Below are 16,838 nucleotides of genomic sequence, written 5' to 3' on the forward strand. Positions count from 1 at the left end.
CTCACCTCATCATGACGGTAATGTTGCCTGCCGTGAGCAGAATCGTTATGGCCAGGAAGAACATCATACTGACTGCGGCCAAGGCTGCAAAAACATACAGCATCGTCTTTCCAATCGTCTGCAGGCAGGTGCCGATCGGAGTGTCTCCGAGCGGCTGCAGCACGGCTGCCGCGACGTTATATATCAAGGCAAGCGTCAAGATCTTGATCGCAGGGAATGCGCATAGGAACAAAATAATGATGACCCCCGCCAGCCCGATTGAATTCTTAACGAGCAATGAGGCCGAGATCACGGTATCCGTTGCATCTGCGAACATCTTGCCGACTACCGGAACGAAATTGCCGGTTACGTATTTGGCTGCCCGGATCGTTACGCCGTCCGTAACCGAGCTGGTAAGTCCTTGGACGGAGATAACACCCAGGAACACGGTAAGGAGCACGCCCAGAACACCCATCGAGACTCCTCGCAGCAGGTTGCCAAGCTGAGTCAGCTTGTACTTTTCGGATAGCGAACTAACCAGATGCAGCAGAGCCGAGAAGAACAGAAGCGGGAACACAATCGTGCTGATCAGCGTGCCTACCGTATGTACCATGAAGATGACCAGCGGATGAGCCACCGAGACGGTCACGACATTTCCCATCGAAGCCATCAGTGCAAAGAGTAAGGGAAGCATCGCCATCATGAAATCAATCATTTGGGTAATGGCGTCACGGGCATATCCAATTGCGATGCTGAAGCTATTAACGGCAATGACCAGGACAACCATGTAACAGATGGTATAGGCAACCCGACTCACGGTGCTTTTTTCAAAAGCCGTCTGCAGATTCTCAAGGATCAGACTCATAATGCTCAGCATCACAATGGTCGCCAGCAGCTTGCCGTTATAGAGAACCTCGTGCCACAAATATTTTCCGATACCGGACATAACCCCTTTGAAGCTAAGACCGTCACCGCCCGGCAGCAGCATATCCATCAGGGACGGCGTCTTTCCATCCGGGAAGAATCCGCCGTAATCCTTCATGAGCCGGTCCCAGTATTTCTCGACCTGGTCTGTCGGCAGCTGCTGCGTCTGCTGCTCCACCCACTCATCGGCCGGATTTGCCGCCGCAGCCGCGCTTATCGTTCCGCAGAACAATCCGGACATAAACAACATCAGGATCAGTAGACGAAACACGGTCAAGCCCTTTCGAAGTATTGCTCCTGTAACCATGTCCCCCCACCTTTTTCAAGCCGGGAGGAGCTTCAGGACCGTCTCAATGATGATCCCGATAATCGGTACAGCGAGCACCAATATGAGCACTTTTCCCGCCAGTTCTATTTTGGATGCAATCGATTCCTGTCCGGCATCTCGTACGATCTGGGCTCCCATCTCCGCAATATAGGCAATTCCGATAATTTTCAGAACGGTCTTCAGATAAATGATCTGGACACCGGAGCTCTCCGCCAAATCTTCCAGCATGGATAAGACATTTCCAATCTTCCCGATCAGGAACAGGAAGATGAGAAGCGAGGTCGCCACAGCGAGAAGAAAGGCAAAGAGCGGCTTCTGTTCCTTGACAACCAAGATCAGCACGGTAGCGATAATGCCCAGTCCTACCACCTGGATAATTTCCATAAAAGTCCACCTACTGGAATAGAAAAATACTTTTGATTTCCTTGAGCAAATCGTCAAGCAGTCTGACAACCATAAACAGCACAACCACAAACCCGATAAGGGTTACCCAATGTGCCATATCCTCTTTCCCCATCTGTTTCAGGACGGTATGAATCATGGCAATGATGATCCCAATACCGGCAATCTGGAAGATGGCGTTCACTTCAATGTTCATTTCCCTTGGCACCTCGCTAAAAGATCAAAATGACGATCAATGCTCCAATGAGCAGTCCCAGACTTTTGCTCATCTTTTCATATTTGACCTGGTCATCCCTTGCCGCTGCTTCTTCATGCTTGAGCTGTCCCACGGCCAGAGCGATATGTTTGATCTGGTCCTGCCTGTCACTGGTGCCAAGAACGCCGCTTAGCTGCTCCAACACCTCACGCTCGGCATTTTTCATCGATGTTCGTTTCCAGTACTCGCCCAGTGCCTTGCGGATGCTGTCCTGTGCGGATAACCCGTAGTTGGGTCTCATGTAAAGCGCGGCTGAGGCAAATAATGATCTGAGCGGTTCACGAAGGGAATCGCCAATTCGCTCCAGCGCATCGGGTAACGGCGTCAAACCGTAGCTGATCTCCGTTTCCAGCCGTTGAAGCGCGAGAATAAGTTCTCGCAGCTGCCTGGGTCTTGCTGCGAATTGCTGGGCCTGAAAAAATCCGGCTAAAGTTCCAGCTCCCAGCACGAGCACAGCCCCGACCAGTTTAAGCATAGGCATCACCGCCCGGCGGACCGACGGAAGCCGTCTGAAGCGTTCGCTGACCTCCGTCATACAGCTTGTATGATCTGTGGTCGCCCGTTCTATTTAGAACGGCATACATCTCAAACATCCGGTTCTCCAGAAGACCGGCGAGTGCCGGCCGCCCGCGCATATCTTGTATGGACGAGCCATGTGCCGTTGCAATCACGCTGATTCCCGCATGCAAGGCTTCAATGACGGCTTCCGCATCCTCTGGCCGACCGATCTCGTCCACAATCAACACATCCGGGGACATCGAACGGAGCATCATCATCATCCCTTCAGCTTTCGGACAACCATCCAGCACATCCGTACGCGGACCTACATCGAATCCAGGCACTCCGCGCAAACAACCGGCGATTTCAGAACGTTCGTCGATGATGCCTACCTTCATTCCCGGCCAATGCACGGCCGAATTCCCCCACTTGCCGTAACTGATCTGCCTTGCCAGATCCCTGAGCAGCGTTGTTTTGCCCTGCTGGGGCGGGGATAAGATCAGCGAGTGCATCACCCTTTTCCGTTTCCGGTCGAGTAAGTGCGGGAGGATGTCATCCGCCGCTCCCTGAACTTCCTTGGCAATCCGGACATTAAATCCGCTAATATCCCGAATGTGTTCAACCTTACCACCGCTGAGGATCGTCCGGCCGGTGAGCCCGACCCGATGACCCCCAGGTATCGTGATAAACCCTTTTCGCAGTTCCTCTTCCATGGTGTAGAGGGAATGGTTACTGATTAGATCCAGCAACCTATGGGTATCTTCACGCGTCGGCTTATACGCTTCATCAGGCCGTAATGTAAGCCCGCCTCGCCGGTCCAGAAAATGATGCTTGCCCGCCGAATTAATCTCCAGCGGACGTTCCTCCCGGATACGTACCTCCTCAACATGATCGAGAAGCTCATTCGACAGGTTCAGCAGCATTCGTTTTACGGTCTCGGGAAACAGGTCTAACCATTTCAATGTCATATCAATTTCCCCCAGGTTGTCCTTTTTGATCATCTTCTAATAAGAGAACTTCATATCCCATGTGTATGCTTGTACCTGAAAAATATGCAGCGAATCTATCATTTTTTTAGAACGCCGTATAAGAGACAGGAAACGCCGCACAAAATCCAGCCGATCTTCCCCCACGACAATTTATCCGCCATTCCCACAAGCCCGATCGTTGTTGTCAGAATCAAGATCAGCGGGCCCATGAAAGCCAGGGCGGAATTCACAGCCAGCGCTTTATCGACTTGATTCAGGCGCAGCATGATGATGGCCGCCACAATCTCGAGACTGCCGGAGAAAAACCGAAGCGTGGCCATACTAGCGACAAACTTGTCCAGCATGCTATATATCCTCCTTCTTCCTTGTTTACATGTGTGATGTTTAAAAATATGCGAGGCACTCTCGTTTTATCTCTATTTTTTTAATTTCATAGAAGCGAACGTTGAATCTTTCGGACAACGCAAAAAATCCCGGTCGATATAGACCGGGATTAACTCTATTTAATATCGATATGATTGCAGAAAATGATTACATAAAGGGCAGGTTATCGACGAACCTGCGGCCCGCCAACGGAAGCCTGCTGATCCGTATCCAGTCCGTATGCGGTATGAAGCGCTTGTACCACACCTTCCAGATTGGTTCCTTCAATGACGCAGGATACTTTGATCTCGGACGTGCTGACCATTTTGATGCTGACCCCCTGCCGGGAGATCACATCAAACATTTGTGCCGCCACACCCGGGTGGCTGACCATTCCAGCGCCAACAATCGATACCTTCACAAGATGGTCTTCCGAAGTAACGTCACGATATGGAATTTGTCCGCGGATCTGTTCAATAACCGACAAGGCACGCTCCCGGTCGGCCAAGGAAACGGTAAAGGTAAAGTCTGCTTCGCCGTTCTGGACACCGCTCTGTACGATAATATCAACATCAATCGCTTCTTTCGCAAGCTCTCCGAACACTTGAGCCAAAACGCCTGGCGTATCGGAAACGCCCAGAATACTGATTCTCGCCACATTCTTGTCAAATGCAATACCGCTGACAACCACACCTTGCTCCATGCTTGTTTCCTCCTTAACAACCGTACCCTCATTATGATTAAAGCTGGATCTGACGACAAGCTTGACTTGATTATGCTTCGCATACTCAACCGCACGCGGGTGAAGAACAGCTGCACCCAGATTGGCTAACTCCAGCATCTCGTCATAGGAAATCTCCTTCAACTTCCGCGCGCATTTGACAACCCGCGGATCTGTGGAGTAAATCCCATCCACATCCGTATATATTTCACATACATCCGCTTGAATGGCAGCCGCAAGAGCAACCGCAGTGGTATCAGATCCCCCGCGTCCAAGCGTTGTAATCTCTCCGTCTTCGGACATTCCCTGGAATCCCGCTACAATGACGACATTCCCTTCGTCAAGCGCTTTAAACACGCGCTCTGGCCTAATATCCGTAATGCGGGCTTTACCATGGACCGCTTCCGTACGGAACCCCGCCTGCCAGCCGGTAAGAGACATTGCCTTGCGTCCGAGACCGTGAATGGCCATGGATAGCAGCGACATGGATATCTGCTCTCCCGTGGTCATCAGCATATCCATTTCCCGTGCCGGTGGATTCTCGTTCAAGAGCTTCGCCTGGTCAATTAAATCGTCTGTCGTATCCCCCATAGCAGACACCACGACTACACATTGATGACCTTCATCTTGTTTCTCTACAATTCTTCTGGCAACGCGTTTCATACGTTCTGTATCCCCTACAGAGCTGCCTCCGAATTTCATGACGTACAGTGACAATGCTTCTTTCACTCCCCACTAATATCAGTATGTAACAGCATTCAGGTGGTTTCTCACTTTAAAACAGTATAATACGAAAGTGAGTCATTCCGTCAAGGCCTTCAAGGCAAAAAGAACTCGGGATCATCGCCCCGGGCTTTGGCCCATCGCAAAAAACTCCCGTACATACGTACAGGAGTCTCGTTGTTTAGAAGATATTGGCACCCCATCAATAGTTGAAGGGTCCCGTTAAAGCCTACTATGCACGGGAGATGTATTTACCTTCGCGCGTATCGATCAGAAGCACATCGTCTTCATTAATGAACAGCGGTACTTGTACATTCAGGCCGGTCTCCACTTTCGCACTCTTCGTGGCGCCCGTTGCCGTGTTGCCTTTGATTCCCGGCTCGGTTTCAACAACTTTCAGCTCAACGCTGTTAGGCAGGTTGATCCCAAGGATTTCCCCTTGGTAGCTGATGATATTAACATTCATGTTCTCTCTCAGGAAGTTCAGCTCCCATTCCAGCTGCTCGCTGGTCAAGCTGAACTGATCGTAAGTTTCGTTATCCATGAATACATGCTCTTGACCGCTGGCGTAAAGATACTGCACACCACGATTGTCAATGATCGCGCGGCCAATCGTTTCACCTGCACGGAACGTCTTCTCAACGGTGTTGCCATTGCGAAGGTTTTTCAATTTGGAACGTACGAAAGCTGCGCCTTTACCGGGCTTTACGTGCTGAAAATCCAAAACGGTGAATATATCGCCATCTACTTCTACGGTCAAACCTGTTTTAAAATCGTTAACTGAAATCACTAAGATTCCCTCCTAAGGATGCGGTCTAATTAATATAGTACATCATTTTCCTAAAGCACAAGTTCAAAAAGCTGCCTTGTTGAACAGCCTCTTAAAGCACAGTGTAATCTTTGGACGAGCTTGTTAGTATATGAATACCCGATTCCGTGATGACGATATCATCTTCAATACGGACACCGCCAAGCCCAGGCAAGTAAATGCCCGGCTCCACCGTTACAACCATACCCGGCTGCAGCACATCATCACTCAGTTTGGACAGTCTCGGAGATTCGTGAACCTCCATACCCAATCCATGCCCCGTGCTGTGGCCAAAATATTCCCCGTATCCATAACGGGTAATTATATCACGAGTTAAGGCGTCTGCCTCGCGTCCTGTCATGCCGGGTTTAATATGATCCAGTGCATGAAGCTGCGCTTCCAGCACGATATCATAGATCTCCTTCAGTTTAGGATCAGGACTTCCCAGCGCAACGGTTCTCGTGAGATCGGAGCAGTATCCGTCAAGCAGCGCACCGAAATCAAACGTAACGAATTCGTTCCCTTGAATGACACGCTCGCTGGCAACCCCGTGCGGAAGAGCCGAACGCTCGCCGGAAGCGACAATCGTGTCAAAGGAGGACGAGGTTGCGCCATGCTTGCGCATGAACATTTCCATCTCCAGGTCGATTTCCCGCTCCGTTTTGCCGGCAGCCAGAAGCGTCAGCACATGGCTGAACGTTTGATCGGCCAAATCGGCAGCTCGCTGCATAATGCTCAATTCTTCCGCATCCTTGAATATACGCAGATCCTCTACAAGACCTGAAACCGGCACCAGGCTCATTGGCGCGAGCTGTTCCGAATAGGTGGAAAATACGCCGTATGTAACGTGGTCCTGTTCAAATCCAAGCGATGTAATCCCCTCGGAAGATAGCAAATCCTTGACCGTCTCCATAACCTTCGGTCCATGCTCAACCACTTGGAAGCCGACGGCTTGCTGCGGTGCTTGAGTCATATAGCGGAAATCCGTCAACAGATAGGCATTATCCCGTGTGATTAGCACATAGCCGGCAGACCCGGTAAAGCCTGTCAAATATCTGCGGTTGATCGGGCTTGCAACCAGCATAGCCGTTAAGCCTTTGGCCTGAAGTTTCTCGCGCAGTTTAACCACTCGTTTGTTACTCATTCTAACCTCTCCTCTCACCCATTTCCCAAGCCGGCACAAGAAAAACATCTTCGACGCATTTCTAAGGGGCCAGTTAAGGTTAGCTGTAATTCTTCTGATATCAAAAAACAACCTCTCGGTTATAAGCTTTCTAATATCTGATCATAGTAGCTATCCTTCTTGGTCGTTCAGGACTTGCAAAAGGGCCGACAAGCCCAGTGTGTAACTCGCTGCGCCAAAACCCGCGATTTGTCCGACAGCAACAGGTGCGATGACGGAGGTATGACGAAATTCCTCCCTGGCATGAATGTTCGATAGATGAACCTCCACTGTCGGAATTCGGGCAGAACTGATCGCATCACGTACAGCGTAGCTGTAGTGGGTCAGTGCTCCCGGGTTAAGTAGTATGCCGTCCGCCTGTCCAATAGCTTCATGAATACGGTCGATGATAGCACCCTCATGATTAGACTGATAGAAGGTAATACCGATACCGGCGAGATCCGCCTGTTTACGCAAATTATCTTCGATCGCCTGCAGGCTGAGTGAACCATAAATGCCCGGTTCACGGAAGCCGAGCAGGTTTAAGTTCGGTCCGTTTATCACCCATATGGATTTCATAGGGCTTCCCACCTTTTCGTCAAATAACCAAAAGCTATTTTACCATAGGCGGCATAGGGTTGAGAAGTTTTTCTTGCCTAGCCCGTCACCTTCTTCGGTTCGCGCAGTTTCTCGTCCGTGAATTCCTGCGCAATCGTATAACCGATAAATAGTCCCCATAATATAAAAATACAAACCTCAGAGATGTTTGTATCCCAAGACAGCTTCTTCACCGGGTCCGTCAGCCGAAGCCATGGATTGAGCGCGACGAACAGCACCGCCCACCATATGATTCCGTAAGCAATCCCGGGCCATGGGCCCTTCAGCTTCCTGAACAAGATGACATAAATGAGGGAAGCAATGACGGAAAACGCGATGAAGGACAGCCAACCGGCAATTTGACCGGCTGCCGTCTGGAGGAACTCATGCTTGAAGAATGGCTCCAGCAAAAAGCCCGGCAGCACCTTCGTGAATTTTAGCCAGTAAAATATCCAGGATACGCCCCCCCAGATCAGACCTGCATAATAGCCCAGCTCCAGTGCAAACGCAAATGGATTGGTTATCTGGTTCTGCTGTCGAAATCGATGTTCATGCATCTCATCATTCTCCTCTCTAAGTCATCGAAGTACTGCTGTTACTCCGTTCTTCTCTCAGAGTAGTATGCTCCGCTTCCCCTGCGCCTAATCCAACTAGAAATTACTTTCAAAATTCGATACAATAGTTCATAGAACGAAAAACATGTCAGGGAGGGTGAACTGGTTGTCCGATAAGTCAACCCCGATCAGCTATGGAGGCCAAGCTGTAATCGAAGGCGTTATGTTCGGCGGAAAACATGTGAATGTGACGGCCGTGCGGCGTAAAAATAACGAAATCAAGTTTCTCGAGGTGCCTCGCGAAGACAAGACATGGGTTCGGAAGCTGCGAAAGATTCCGCTTCTTCGCGGCATCGTCAGTCTCATAGATTCCACAATCAAAGGCTCCAAACATTTGAATTACTCTGCGGATGCATATGCTGACGATACCCTGGAGCCGGAAGAACGTGAGAAACAGAAGGAGAAAGAAGACTCCGGCTGGAGTTTAAGCATGATCATCGGTGTGGCCGCCGTCAGCGTGCTCTCTTTTATATTCGGCAAGCTGCTGTTTACACTCGTTCCTGTTTTTGTAGAGGATTTCTTTTTTGGCGATACATTTGATCACTATATTGTGCATAACCTGATTGAAGGCGTAATTAAATTAATACTGCTCCTCGTATATTTATGGGCGATCTCCCAGACACCTGTCATTAAAAGACTGTTCCAGTACCACGGTGCCGAACACAAAGTCATCAGCGCATTTGAAGCTGGCGAAGAGTTGACGGTGAAGAACGTTCAGAAATATACACGACTGCATTATCGCTGCGGCAGCAGCTTCATGATGCTGACCATAGTTCTCGGCGTTGTCGTCTACTCGGTGGTGCCATGGGATACCATGACGCAACGGGTCATTCAAAGAATCGCGCTTCTTCCGGTCGTGCTTGGCGTTTCCTTTGAGTTCCTGAAACTTACCAATGCCATGCGCGACATGCCGGTACTCCGTTTCCTCGGGTACCCTGGTCTGTGGCTGCAGCTTCTTACGACGAAGGAACCTACTGATGATCAAGTTGAAGTATCCATCGCATCCTTTAACAGAATGCGTGAGTTAGATGCTCAATACGAGAATGTTACAGTTCACCAATCTGTGACAGGAAGTGTGCTGGATCCCGCGAAAGGGTGATAATCCATGAGAAGGCATGCGATCATTTTTTGGACGGCGATTACGTTAGCCGCCATAGGGCTACTGGTATTCCTGTTAGACCCTGGATCAAGAATGAATATTGTGATTCCTCTAATTATTGTTGCTGTCGTGTATGTGCTCTACAAGTTCCCGCCCCGCCGCTTTAACAAGCGGCCCAAGGTGAAGCCTTCCAAGCGAACGGCAGCAAAGCTGGCGGCAAAAAACAGCACCGTACGGAAAAGCAGTCCAACTGCAAAACGTAAACAGTACCCGTTTCAAGTCATCGATGGGCAAAAAGGAAAACCCGACCCATCGGATGATGTTCCTAAATATCATTAACAAGAAAACCGTCCAACCGTGCAAACTCATGCCGGCTGGACGGTTTTTTAATGTTCGGATTGCCAGCGGGCGAAAAACATCGTACCCGCCGTTAATCCCGAATTGTACAAATTCTCGCTTTCTTCCTTCGTCAGATTAAAATGAGTGGTGCCAATGCCCAGCGTCGGAATTTTGATCGTTCGATTGCGATTTTGCTGTTCAATATAACGTTCATCGTGAGCGGAAAGCATCGTCTCAAACATGGCGGTTAACATGCCGAACGGGCCTTCGATCAGATGGGGTAAGTTCGTATTCTTCCCGACCATCTGAAAGCCAAGCACCGGCAGCGGCTTGGGTCCTCCCTTCGACTCACGATCAAATAGCCATAACGGAAAGTTGCTCAGCAGCCCCCCATCCACGATGTAAACAAACTGTTCCCTGAACGATTTACCTTTAGAGGCCCTGCCCAATAAACGAAGAATGACAGGATCGAAAAAATACGGGATGCTGCAGCTCATGCGTACAGCCTTGGCCACCGGAAATGTTGCAGGGTTTATGCCATATTGGCGAAGGTCATCCGGAAGCACCAGCAGCCTTCCATTCGTAATGTCGGATGCCACAATATATAGCTTGCCTGCCGGGATGTCCGAAAACGTAAAGATCCCTTTGGCAAGCAGGATTTCCCGAATCCAGTTCTCCAGGGCTTCTCCGGAATACAGCCCCTTCTTAATCAACACCCGCAAGGCAGGACCGATAAACTTTGTATTAAAGATCGGTGCTCGCTGGAGAAACGATTGAAAAGGCGTCTCCTCGATAATGCGCTTGATCTCGTCTGCTCGGTAGCCTGCTGCCAGCACGGATGCCACGATGGATCCGGAGGACGTTCCGGCAACGCGGCTGAATTCCATGCCGGCATTCTCCGCCGCCTTGACAGCCCCGGCAAGCGAGATTCCTTTGACTCCCCCGCCTTCAAATACCGCATTGATTTGCATATAAAATCCCCCGCCTCACATGGTCTAATGACTATGTATGAGCGCGGGGGATGTTTCATACCTATAGGACGTGCCGATTTATCTATAATATGATTGCAATTGATCTTTAATGCCTAACGGATTGCTTAAAATATTCTCTGCTCTAAAGAAGATGCTGCCTTTAACCTCGGCATAATTCTGATTGTACTTCAGTTGATTGATGATTTCCGATGCGCTCTGCCAACCGATCTCACTGGTTCCCAGTTTGTAGGGCGCATGACCGATCAGAAGGTCTACGCCGGTTCCTTGTACCTCACTGACCCACCAGTCAACGAGCTTATCATAATCGGCGGCAGGGTTACTCATGCTCCAGTAGATTTGCGGAGCTACGTAATCGATCCAGCCGTTCTGAATCCAGGCCCTCACATCGGCATACATGCTGTCATAAGCCGTCACACCCGCTTTTGTATCCGATCCCGTCTTATCCACGGATTGGTTACGCCATACGCCGAAAGGACTGATTCCGTATTCAACACTAGGTTTCACACGGTGTATGCTCTCTCCGAGCGATTGTACAAATGCATTGATATTTCCACGGCGCCAGTCCGCAAGGTTGGAATAAGCACCTTGATTGTATTGGCGGTATGCCGCATCATCGTTGAAGACCGTATTGGATGGGTAAAAGTAATCATCCAGGTGAATACCGTCAATATCGTATCCGTTCACGACCTCCATTATGGTATCGATGATATGCTGCCGAGCTTCCGGGATCCCTGGATTGATGTACAGCTGCTTACCTGTGTTCACGATCCAATCGGGGTGGCTGAGCGCAACATGGGACGGATCGAGCGATGCTGTCAAAATATCGGTGTTTGCCCGGAAAGGATTGAACCATGCGTGAAACTCCATATTCCGTTTATGCGTTTCCTCTACCATGAAAGCTACCGGATCATACCCAGGATCTGCTCCTTGTATGCCTGTCAGCACCTTTGACCATGGCACTATAGATGAAAGATACAAGGCATCGCCAGCCGGACGTACCTGCACGTACACGGTATTGATGCCAACGTCCTGGAGTGAATCCAGCAAGGCGATGTAAGATGCCTTTTGCTGTTCTGCGCTGGTCTTTGTTTTCGGCCAATCCAGATTAAACACCGTGGATATCCAGGCCCCTCTGACCTCATCCCCCGTCGATACCGGCGGTGGAACGACGTCCGTGCCTGTGGTAAGCGAGATACGCTGTGCCGCTTGATTCCATTCGACTTGCACACCCAGATTCTCGCTGATAAACCGCAGCGGAACCATTACCCGGCCGTTCTTAAGTTCAACCGATGCATCCAGAGCTACGGATGAACCGTTCACAAGCGCGGTTTTGCTACCGGAAGTCAATTGCAGACTCGAACCGTCCATCCCGATCGTTACCGTCTTTGACTTCTGACTCCAAGCGACCGAAGCGCCCAGGCCTTCACTGATAATTCGCGTAGGCACCATGGTTACATGAACCTTGGGCAATATGTAAGGAGATACGTCACTGTTTAAGGTTACACCGTCCAACTGAATACTAATGCGAGCTGCCTTCGCTTGCGCAGTTGGGACCACCGACGGGAGACACAATAGTAACATGATCAGCACCAACAACCATCTACGAAGCTTCATTTCTATTAATCCTCCGAAAATATGAAATTTGCAGGTAATCTAATTTATTATGATAACACTAGAAATATGACGGTTCAGTTTAAAAAAGCATCTGTCACAAGCGGACAGATGCCACATTACGATTCGTTGACTAATTCATTATGAACGTCACGCAAATCCTGAAGTCGATTCTCATCGCGCTTGAAATACTCCACAAGCGTCTCAATTCTCGTAATGGAATCCCAGCTTAAATGATGCTCGATTCCTTCAACATCCCTGTAAATATTTTCATCCTGTACACCTATCATCTCAAGGAATTCCTCAAGCAAATGATGACGTTCCATGAGCCGTTTGCCCATTTTTTTGCCTTTGCTGGTCAAAACCAAACCACGATATTTTTCATAGATCAAATATTCGTCTTTGTCCAGCTTTTGAATCATTTTCGTGACGGATGAGGGGTGAACCTCCAAGCCTTCGGCAATATCCGAAACGCGCGCATATCCTTTTTCGTCGATCAACTTGTAGATGCGCTCCAAATAATCCTCCATGCTAGGTGTCGGCATCTTATTCCCTCTTTTCTATAATTACATAACCCGTGCAAAAACCTGTTTTACCTGCACTAGTAATGATACATGTTTTTGAGACCGGTTGGCAAGTCCTGGTCCAATCCTATGCCCATATTGACCTATGGATTGAACCAGCCTTACCCCTGCCATTAGAATTTAAGCCATTCCGGCGTAATGCCTTGCAGCCAAATTGTAATTTTGTACATTTGATCTGTGAAGAGCAGAACCCCCATCAGAATCATCAAAACGCCGCCGACCTTCATCAACGTGCTCGAGTATTTAAGAATCCATCGGGTGGAGCCGATGAAAAAGGCCAGGATGAAGAACGGCACCGCAAACCCCAGTGAATAGGAGGTAATCAGCGGGAACCACGTTCCCGGATCGGAAGCTGCCAGTGCGATAATGGCCGTCAAAATCGGTCCTACGCAAGGCGACCAGCCTGCGGCGAAGCCGATGCCAAACAGAAATGTTCCTATGTATCCGGTCGGTTTGGATTTAAAATTGAATTTCCGGTCCTTCATAAGAAACTTAGGCTGGAAAATGCCAATGAGCATAAGTCCCATCACGATGATAAGCAGCGCAGACAGCTGACGAATCAGGTCCTGATATTCCGTGAAGAACTCTCCAAATAGGCCCGCCCCCCAACCAAGGGTGTAATAAACGGCAGAAAACCCAAGGATGAACGCGAGTGTGTGCGTCATGGTCCGGAATCGGACCTCCTTGCGGTTCTGTTCGTTCTTCAGGTCATTGACCGACATGCCTGTAATAATAGATAAGTAGGACGGGTACAGCGGTAAACAGCATGGAGATATAAAAGAAGCAAAACCGGCAGCAAACGCGATGCCGATATTAATATCAGCCATTTTATTTGAGAACCCCCTTATGTCGTAAAGCCCTTTTTGCCGACAAGCGTAATGATAAGCAGGCTGATCAGCAGCAGCACGATGGTCGCGCCAGGTGCCAAATTAAATACGCCCGCAAGCATCAGTCCCCCGATAACGGCAATTTCGGAGATGATTACCGATAATACGATAGAGCTTCGGAAGCTTCTCGCCAGCAATAAACTGATCGCTACCGGAATTACCAGCAATGCGGACACTAGAAGCGCACCCACAATTTTGATGGCGGTGCTTACGACAAGCGCCGTCAGTACCGTAATGATCATGTTCATCATTTTGACAGGCAGGCCGCTCACGCTGGCCGCATCCTCCTCGAAGCTGAGCAGGAAGAACTCCTTGAAGAACATCACCACGACGGCAATCACAACGACGGTTACACCGCCCACCATATAAATATCCGTGGAATCCAGCGTGTAGATGCTGCCGAACAAATAACTCATAACATCCGTATTATAGCCCATTCCCAGGGTGAAAAACAGCGAAGCAAGCGCAACGCCGCCAGACATAATAATGGCGATGGACAGCTCGGCATAACTTTTATATGCCTTTCGCAGCTTCTCAATCGCAAACGAGGCCAGCACCGCAAACACAAGTCCTGCGGCAAGCGGATAGACTTCGATCAGAAATCCGAGCGCCACACCCGCAATCGTGACGTGCGACAACGTATCGCCGATCATGGACAGCCTGCGCAGCACAAGGAATATCCCGATAAGCGGAGCTGTGATACCGATCAGAACCCCTCCGATCAGCGCCCGCTGAAAAAAATCGCTAAACAAAATATCAAGCAATGATAACGTCCCCTTCTCCTGCTTCAAAAAGCTTGTTTCTATAAATTATACGAGCGAATGCTGCAGATCCACTTCCGCGCAGTTTTCGATATCATGAGAATGTCTTACAAAAAACTGAATTTTTCCGTTCTGCGATACCGGCGATTCTCCGAGGTAGTCTTTGACCATGTCTAAATCATGGGTGACCATCAGAAACGTCATATGATGATGGGCATGCATATGGGTAATCAATTCAAAGAATCCGGCCTGGGTCTCGGCATCAATGCCGATCGTAGGCTCGTCCAGGATAAGCAGATCCGGACGATTGATGAGGGCCCGAGCTAGAAAAACGCGCTGCTGCTGTCCCCCGGACAGAGCACCGATCCGCTTATCAGCAATATCCTGAATGCGCATCACTTCCAAAGCGTCCTCACATTTCTGGTGGTCCAGGCGGTTCAAACGGCGAAACATTTTCTTCCGATTATATAGTCCGGACATGACGACTTCACGCACAGTGGCCGGGAACAGCGGATTAAATGAATTTTTCTGCGGAACGTATCCGATTCGTTCCCAGTCCTGAAACTTACGGATCGGCTGACCGAAGAGTTCGATAGACCCTTCCGCGGCAGGCAGCAATCCAACGATCATGCGGAGCAAAGTGGTTTTGCCAGCCCCATTAGACCCGACAATACCTACAAAGTCCCGCTCTTTTATGGTGAAATTGAGGTCCTTGATCACCTGTTGCTCGCGGTAATGAAAGGATACATCCTTGATTTGTACAATAGGTTGGTGGCAATCCTGTGCTGCCGGCTCCATAACCAGGCCGCCTTTCTCTCTGTAGTCTTTCTATCTAAAATACGAAAATAATAAAACATCCATAACACGAAAGAAGAGGGGGATATGCTCCCCCATCTTCCTTATTGTAAAGCCTTCGTTAGATTTTGCAAATTTTTCTCCATCAGCGTGAAATAATTCTCACCGGCGCTCGCCTGCTCCTTAGTTAGTCCCTCCACCGGATTCAATACCAAGGTTTCCACGCCCGCTTCATTCGCCAGCGTTTTGGCAAGTTTATCCGATACGAGCTCTTCGAAGAAAATATATTGGACTTCCTTCTCTTTCACCGTCTTCGTGAGGTTCACCATATCCTGCGCTCTGGGCTCCGCGTCCGGCGAAAGTCCCATAATCGCATGCTGCGTCAAGCCATAATCCCGGCAGAGATAGCCAAACGCCTGATGGGAAACGACAATGTCTTTTTTCGGCATTTTGGACAACTCGCTTGTGAAATCGTTATCCAGTTTAACCAGCTTCTCTTTCAGGGCTTCAAAGCGCTGTTCGTAGCCGTCCTTATGCTCGGGATCCACCTCGACCAGGCTGTTCTTGATATTCTCTGCCATGACCAGTGCCGATTTCGGACTTACCCATGTATGCGGATCCGTATGATGTGTGTCGGTGCTAGTCCCAGCGGACTCTTCTTCGTGTTCATGGCCCGCGTGGTCTTCTTCCGTGCCTTCCTCGTGGCTGTGGTCGTGCTCTGCTTCGGTGCCTTCCTCCTGGCTGTGATCGTGCTCTTCTTCATGAGCTGCTGCCCCGTGTCCATGACCATCGTCTCCCACGGCATCAATCAGCTGGATGCCGTGACTGACTTCAATCGGCTTGACTTGCGTGTCTTTATCAAGTCCCTTCAAAAATCCGGGTACCCAGCCTTCCAGCCCGGCACCGTTATAAAGAAACAGCTGTGCCTTGGAAGTATTCACGATATCCTGACTGCGCGGTGTCCAATCATGCGGCTCCACGCCCGTTGGCAGAAGATTTACGACATTGGCGTCATCCCCGCCAATTTCCTTCGTAAATTCATATATTGGATAAAAGGTCGTAATGACGTTTACCTTGCCTTCTACAATGCTGCCGCCGGATTTACTTCCGCACCCCGACAGGATGAGTACCGCCAACAATATAGAGGTTACACTCCAGGTCCAACCGTTAAGTTTGTTCTCTCTCTTTCTCTTGTTCATGTTCATCTCCCCATATCCGCTCCGTTCAATTAATCGTAATCTTTACTAACAAGATTATAAGAGCAGGTAAACCCAATTGTCAACCAAATCGTAAAAATTACTATTAATTTTCAATAGAGATGTTATATCCCCCTTATTAAAGTGCGTGTTCAAAAAGGTCGATTTTCAGCACCGAGAAGGTTGGATGAAGCTAGGGACGTCAGGAGC

General features: G+C 49.4%; 20 protein-coding genes. 2 read left to right on the plus strand and 18 right to left on the minus strand.

The window, feature by feature from the left end; genetic code table 11:
* Window position 1 precedes the first annotated feature (1 nt).
* The 11 genes from spoIIIAE to PLA01S_RS23260 all read right to left on the minus strand — a co-directional run bounded on the left by spoIIIAE (window position 2) and on the right by PLA01S_RS23260 (window position 8,307).
* The gene (gene spoIIIAE / locus PLA01S_RS23210; RefSeq protein ID WP_127594213.1) at window positions 2-1,210 is read right to left on the minus strand and encodes a stage III sporulation protein AE; all 1,209 of its coding nucleotides are present in this window, start codon (window positions 1,208-1,210) and stop codon (window positions 2-4) included.
* Window positions 1,211-1,225: 15 nt separating this feature from the next.
* The gene (gene spoIIIAD / locus PLA01S_RS23215) at window positions 1,226-1,615 is read right to left on the minus strand and encodes a stage III sporulation protein AD (protein ID WP_127594214.1); all 390 of its coding nucleotides are present in this window, start codon (window positions 1,613-1,615) and stop codon (window positions 1,226-1,228) included.
* A gap of 10 nt (window positions 1,616-1,625) precedes the next feature.
* On the minus strand, window positions 1,626-1,829 hold the full coding sequence (gene spoIIIAC, locus PLA01S_RS23220) for a stage III sporulation protein AC (protein WP_007129715.1): 204 nt from the start codon (window positions 1,827-1,829) through the stop codon (window positions 1,626-1,628).
* Between the two features lie 16 nt (window positions 1,830-1,845).
* Window positions 1,846-2,364: a stage III sporulation protein SpoIIIAB gene (gene spoIIIAB / locus PLA01S_RS23225; protein ID WP_127594215.1), complete on the minus strand. Its 519-nt coding sequence runs from the start codon at window positions 2,362-2,364 to the stop codon at window positions 1,846-1,848.
* Entirely contained in the window at window positions 2,357-3,355 is a 999-nt protein-coding gene (spoIIIAA, locus tag PLA01S_RS23230) for a stage III sporulation protein AA (RefSeq protein ID WP_127594216.1), read from the minus strand. Before spoIIIAA ends, spoIIIAB begins: the two co-directional genes overlap by 8 nt.
* Window positions 3,356-3,453: 98 nt before the next feature.
* A complete protein-coding gene (locus PLA01S_RS23235) occupies window positions 3,454-3,720 on the minus strand; it encodes a YqhV family protein (protein ID WP_071223843.1) in 267 nt (88 codons plus the stop codon).
* A 203-nt stretch (window positions 3,721-3,923) separates the two neighbouring features.
* A complete protein-coding gene (locus PLA01S_RS23240; RefSeq protein ID WP_127594217.1) occupies window positions 3,924-5,177 on the minus strand; it encodes an aspartate kinase in 1,254 nt (417 codons plus the stop codon).
* A 238-nt stretch (window positions 5,178-5,415) separates the two neighbouring features.
* Window positions 5,416-5,973: an elongation factor P gene (efp, locus tag PLA01S_RS23245; RefSeq protein WP_076320870.1), complete on the minus strand. Its 558-nt coding sequence runs from the start codon at window positions 5,971-5,973 to the stop codon at window positions 5,416-5,418.
* A gap of 91 nt (window positions 5,974-6,064) precedes the next feature.
* Window positions 6,065-7,135: a M24 family metallopeptidase gene (locus tag PLA01S_RS23250; RefSeq protein WP_127594218.1), complete on the minus strand. Its 1,071-nt coding sequence runs from the start codon at window positions 7,133-7,135 to the stop codon at window positions 6,065-6,067.
* A 150-nt stretch (window positions 7,136-7,285) separates the two neighbouring features.
* Window positions 7,286-7,732, minus strand: coding sequence for a type II 3-dehydroquinate dehydratase (aroQ, locus tag PLA01S_RS23255; RefSeq protein WP_098742943.1), 447 nt, complete (start codon window positions 7,730-7,732; stop codon window positions 7,286-7,288).
* 77 nt (window positions 7,733-7,809) lie between these two features.
* Complete coding sequence (locus PLA01S_RS23260; RefSeq protein WP_127594219.1) at window positions 7,810-8,307, minus strand: YqhR family membrane protein; 498 nt, start codon at window positions 8,305-8,307, stop codon at window positions 7,810-7,812.
* Window positions 8,308-8,470: 163 nt separating this feature from the next.
* On the opposite strand from PLA01S_RS23260, the gene PLA01S_RS23265 reads away from it, so the two are divergent.
* On the plus strand, window positions 8,471-9,463 hold the full coding sequence (locus PLA01S_RS23265; protein ID WP_127594220.1) for a DUF1385 domain-containing protein: 993 nt from the start codon (window positions 8,471-8,473) through the stop codon (window positions 9,461-9,463).
* Between the two features lie 6 nt (window positions 9,464-9,469).
* Window positions 9,470-9,802: a hypothetical protein gene (locus PLA01S_RS23270; RefSeq protein ID WP_127594221.1), complete on the plus strand. Its 333-nt coding sequence runs from the start codon at window positions 9,470-9,472 to the stop codon at window positions 9,800-9,802.
* 47 nt (window positions 9,803-9,849) lie between these two features.
* On the opposite strand, the gene PLA01S_RS23275 is transcribed toward PLA01S_RS23270, so the two are convergent.
* The 7 genes from PLA01S_RS23275 to PLA01S_RS23305 all read right to left on the minus strand — a co-directional run bounded on the left by PLA01S_RS23275 (window position 9,850) and on the right by PLA01S_RS23305 (window position 16,631).
* Window positions 9,850-10,773: a patatin-like phospholipase family protein gene (locus PLA01S_RS23275; protein ID WP_127594222.1), complete on the minus strand. Its 924-nt coding sequence runs from the start codon at window positions 10,771-10,773 to the stop codon at window positions 9,850-9,852.
* A gap of 78 nt (window positions 10,774-10,851) precedes the next feature.
* On the minus strand, window positions 10,852-12,408 hold the full coding sequence (locus tag PLA01S_RS23280; RefSeq protein ID WP_127594223.1) for a family 10 glycosylhydrolase: 1,557 nt from the start codon (window positions 12,406-12,408) through the stop codon (window positions 10,852-10,854).
* A 116-nt stretch (window positions 12,409-12,524) separates the two neighbouring features.
* Window positions 12,525-12,950, minus strand: a complete 426-nt coding sequence (gene mntR, locus PLA01S_RS23285; protein WP_009591262.1) for a transcriptional regulator MntR — start codon at window positions 12,948-12,950, stop codon at window positions 12,525-12,527.
* A gap of 152 nt (window positions 12,951-13,102) precedes the next feature.
* On the minus strand, window positions 13,103-13,816 hold the full coding sequence (locus PLA01S_RS23290) for a cytochrome c biogenesis CcdA family protein (protein WP_009591263.1): 714 nt from the start codon (window positions 13,814-13,816) through the stop codon (window positions 13,103-13,105).
* A 17-nt stretch (window positions 13,817-13,833) separates the two neighbouring features.
* Window positions 13,834-14,640, minus strand: coding sequence for a metal ABC transporter permease (locus PLA01S_RS23295; protein WP_100536222.1), 807 nt, complete (start codon window positions 14,638-14,640; stop codon window positions 13,834-13,836).
* Window positions 14,641-14,685: 45 nt separating this feature from the next.
* The gene (locus PLA01S_RS23300) at window positions 14,686-15,435 is read right to left on the minus strand and encodes a metal ABC transporter ATP-binding protein (RefSeq protein ID WP_100536221.1); all 750 of its coding nucleotides are present in this window, start codon (window positions 15,433-15,435) and stop codon (window positions 14,686-14,688) included.
* 101 nt (window positions 15,436-15,536) lie between these two features.
* Window positions 15,537-16,631 carry a metal ABC transporter solute-binding protein, Zn/Mn family gene (locus PLA01S_RS23305; protein WP_127594224.1) on the minus strand — a complete coding sequence of 365 codons (1,095 nt, stop codon included), beginning with the start codon at window positions 16,629-16,631 and terminating at the stop codon, window positions 15,537-15,539.
* Between the last annotated feature and the right edge of the window lie 207 nt (window positions 16,632-16,838).

This window comes from Paenibacillus lautus NBRC 15380 (assembly GCF_004000945.1).
In the GTDB taxonomy this organism is placed as follows: Bacteria; Bacillota; Bacilli; order Paenibacillales; family Paenibacillaceae; genus Paenibacillus_AQ; species Paenibacillus_AQ lautus.

Bases quoted from the DNA above. Each gene is read 5' to 3' on its own strand.
- spoIIIAE (WP_127594213.1), bottom strand. From the start codon at position 1,210: ATGGTTACAGGAGCAATACTTCGAAAGGGCTTGACCGTGTTTCGTCTA.
- spoIIIAD (WP_127594214.1), bottom strand. From the start codon at position 1,615: ATGGAAATTATCCAGGTGGTAGGACTGGGCATTATCGCTACCGTGCTG.
- spoIIIAC (WP_007129715.1), bottom strand. From the start codon at position 1,829: ATGAACATTGAAGTGAACGCCATCTTCCAGATTGCCGGTATTGGGATC.
- spoIIIAB (WP_127594215.1), bottom strand. From the start codon at position 2,364: ATGCTTAAACTGGTCGGGGCTGTGCTCGTGCTGGGAGCTGGAACTTTA.
- spoIIIAA (WP_127594216.1), bottom strand. From the start codon at position 3,355: ATGACATTGAAATGGTTAGACCTGTTTCCCGAGACCGTAAAACGAATG.
- PLA01S_RS23235 (WP_071223843.1), bottom strand. From the start codon at position 3,720: ATGCTGGACAAGTTTGTCGCTAGTATGGCCACGCTTCGGTTTTTCTCC.
- PLA01S_RS23250 (WP_127594218.1), bottom strand. From the start codon at position 7,135: ATGAGTAACAAACGAGTGGTTAAACTGCGCGAGAAACTTCAGGCCAAA.
- aroQ (WP_098742943.1), bottom strand. From the start codon at position 7,732: ATGAAATCCATATGGGTGATAAACGGACCGAACTTAAACCTGCTCGGC.
- PLA01S_RS23260 (WP_127594219.1), bottom strand. From the start codon at position 8,307: ATGCATGAACATCGATTTCGACAGCAGAACCAGATAACCAATCCATTT.
- PLA01S_RS23270 (WP_127594221.1), top strand. From the start codon at position 9,470: ATGAGAAGGCATGCGATCATTTTTTGGACGGCGATTACGTTAGCCGCC.
- PLA01S_RS23275 (WP_127594222.1), bottom strand. From the start codon at position 10,773: ATGCAAATCAATGCGGTATTTGAAGGCGGGGGAGTCAAAGGAATCTCG.
- PLA01S_RS23280 (WP_127594223.1), bottom strand. From the start codon at position 12,408: ATGAAGCTTCGTAGATGGTTGTTGGTGCTGATCATGTTACTATTGTGT.
- mntR (WP_009591262.1), bottom strand. From the start codon at position 12,950: ATGCCGACACCTAGCATGGAGGATTATTTGGAGCGCATCTACAAGTTG.
- PLA01S_RS23290 (WP_009591263.1), bottom strand. From the start codon at position 13,816: ATGGCTGATATTAATATCGGCATCGCGTTTGCTGCCGGTTTTGCTTCT.
- PLA01S_RS23300 (WP_100536221.1), bottom strand. From the start codon at position 15,435: ATGGAGCCGGCAGCACAGGATTGCCACCAACCTATTGTACAAATCAAG.
- PLA01S_RS23305 (WP_127594224.1), bottom strand. From the start codon at position 16,631: ATGAACAAGAGAAAGAGAGAGAACAAACTTAACGGTTGGACCTGGAGT.